The sequence below is a fragment of the Bradyrhizobium sp. UFLA05-89 genome (assembly GCF_059803475.1).
In genome coordinates this window covers 1-2139 of the sequence record NZ_JBANBA010000248.1, presented here as the reverse complement: position 1 = coordinate 2139, position 2139 = coordinate 1, and the positions used below count along the sequence as shown (strand labels likewise).

General features: G+C 57.7%; 1 protein-coding gene and 2 pseudogenes. 2 read left to right on the top strand and 1 reads right to left on the bottom strand.

All coding sequences use genetic code 11. The annotated features are described in order from the left end of the window. Positions 1-86: 86 nt before the first annotated feature. Together SO139_RS46030 and SO139_RS46025 are read left to right on the top strand one after the other, a co-directional pair. Positions 87-442: pseudogene (locus tag SO139_RS46030) on the top strand (ISNCY family transposase); the annotation flags it as partial. Then, positions 438-991: pseudogene (locus tag SO139_RS46025) on the top strand (transposase); the annotation flags it as partial. The pseudogenes SO139_RS46030 and SO139_RS46025, both read left to right, overlap by 5 nt. Before the next feature lie 213 nt (positions 992-1204). On the opposite strand, the gene SO139_RS46020 reads toward SO139_RS46025, so the two are convergent. Beyond that, positions 1205-1816, bottom strand: a complete 612-nt coding sequence (locus SO139_RS46020; protein WP_474803635.1) for a cyclic nucleotide-binding domain-containing protein — start codon at positions 1814-1816, stop codon at positions 1205-1207. Positions 1817-2139: the final 323 nt, after the last annotated feature.

Sequence of the window (2139 nt, the reverse complement as noted above, 5' to 3'; positions counted from 1 at the left end):
TCCTGCCACCCGAAAACTTGCCCATCCTCGAATGGCTCGGTATCAAAACGTCAAAATCACTGTGATGAACCACTAGTGGGCCACTGGATTATCTACGTGAGACCCGAACGTATGTGGAACGCCACGGCCGGCCGATCGCGTTCTATTCGGACAAGCACGCGATCTTTCGTGTCAACAACCGCGAGGCCAAGGGCGGCGATGGGATGACCCAGTTCGGTCGCGCCCTGCACGAGCTCAATATCGACATCATTTGCGCCAACACCCCGCAGGCCAAGGGCCGCGTCGAGCGTTCGTTCGGCACGCTGCAAGACCGCCTGGTGAAGGAGCTGCGGCTGGCCGGGGTCTCGACCCTCGGGCTGGCAACGCCTTCCTGCCGGGGTTTCTGGAGAGCTACAATACGAAGTTCGGCAAGCTCCCGCAGTCAGATCAGGACGCGCTACGGTGCCGCCCACAACCTCCACTTCCTGGTCGATGTGAAGGGAATCGCGCCCCACATCCCGGTGATCGACAAGTCACAGCGCGACGACGGCACGTTCAGCCGCGACGATTTCATCTATGACGCGGCGCGCGATCAATATATCTGCCCCAGCGGCAAGATCCTGCCGCGCTCAAGTGGAACACGCGGACCACGCGGAGATGACGCTATCTCGTACTTCTCGCGCGTCGCTGATTGCCGCGACTGCCCGCTCAAGTCCAAATGCTGTCCAAACTCGCCGAGTCGGAAGATCACACGCCACGTGCACGAGGCAGCGCGCGATGTCGCCCGCGCGATCGCCAAGACGCCTGCCTACGATGAGACCCGACGAGATCGCAAGAAGGTTGAGATGCTGTTTGCGCACCTCAAGCGGATCCTGCGGCTCGGCCGCCTGAGACTGCGTGGACCGGCCGGCGCGCGGTTCGAATTTACGCTTGCAGCAATCGCTAGAACCTTCGTCGCTTTGCCAAGCTTGCGCTCCATCCACCCGACACGGCCGCACCATGCGTTGCGTAAGTGGCGTCCGTCGCGTTGGTTGCGTCAGGCATCAGTGCCAGGGCGTCTCCGCAGCCCATGCCGGGCAGGCGGCCAAAAGATCGCGAGCCCAAATTTTCAGATCACAGCCCCGCTGAGAGCGTCGATCCTACCGACTTCTGCAACAAAATCGGCCCCAAGCCGACTTCAGCTCTTCAGGGAAAGTGTGAAAGTCGGGCAAAACACCGGCGGTGGTCAGCGGGTGGCGACAAGAGCCGCTTGAGCATCATTTTGGGTCATTCGAGTGGCGGTCAGCCGCAGGAAGTATAACGACAAGCCTGGATTGCGCTCGCACAGCTTCTTGAGCGCGCCATCGCTGATCCACAGCAAATCCAGGTCAGTTTCCGCCATCGCAGTCTGAGTGCGCCGCCGCTGCAGAGAGAACAACCCAATCTCTCCAAACACGTCACCAGCAGAAAGTCGCCGATCAATTTCCGGAAACCGGACTTCACCCGACACGATCATATAGAGCAGGTCGGCATGCTGTCCCTTCCTGAAAATCGTCTGTCCTGCCTTGAAATGTTTCGGTTGCATAAATGGCTGCAGCCAGGCTGGAGAAAGATCCGTGGCTGCAGCGAGCTTCGCTTTCCGAAGCAAGTTTATCATCCGAAAGAGCAATATGACGTTCAACGGAAGCAAGATGATGTGCAGAGCAAGCACAGGGTATAGTTTGGCGCCAAGTCCGTAACTGATGAAAGCGAAATTGCTGCATATTGCGACCGCACGCAGGCTCAACATCGTGCTCATGCAGAATGTAAGCAGGACGAGAGCTGACGCCAAATAGCCGATGTCGTTGATCAATGTCATGATGGTGTCCAACCCCAACAATCAATTGGCGTTGCCCCATGAACTTAACAACCTTCCGCTAGTGCACGGAAGGATTCCGAACCAAATAGATTTTGAATTCGCTCGCCTGCCGAAGGCACTACCGCTGCCATTGATTTCGCGAAAACTCGGCATGTCGCGCTGGCAGCTCTAGCATCATCCCGCGCTGGCAGCTCTGGGGTCAGTCTATATCAACTGCGTTTCAGAGTGTAGAGGTGCGATGTCGCTTTTTGGCCGATTCCGTTGAAAAAGGCCGCGGTTGCGACTCAGAGATACCAGTGATTCAGTCTGTCTAGTTGGCAGGA

Bases quoted from the DNA above. Each gene is read 5' to 3' on its own strand.
- SO139_RS46020 (WP_474803635.1), bottom strand. From the start codon at position 1,816: ATGACATTGATCAACGACATCGGCTATTTGGCGTCAGCTCTCGTCCTG.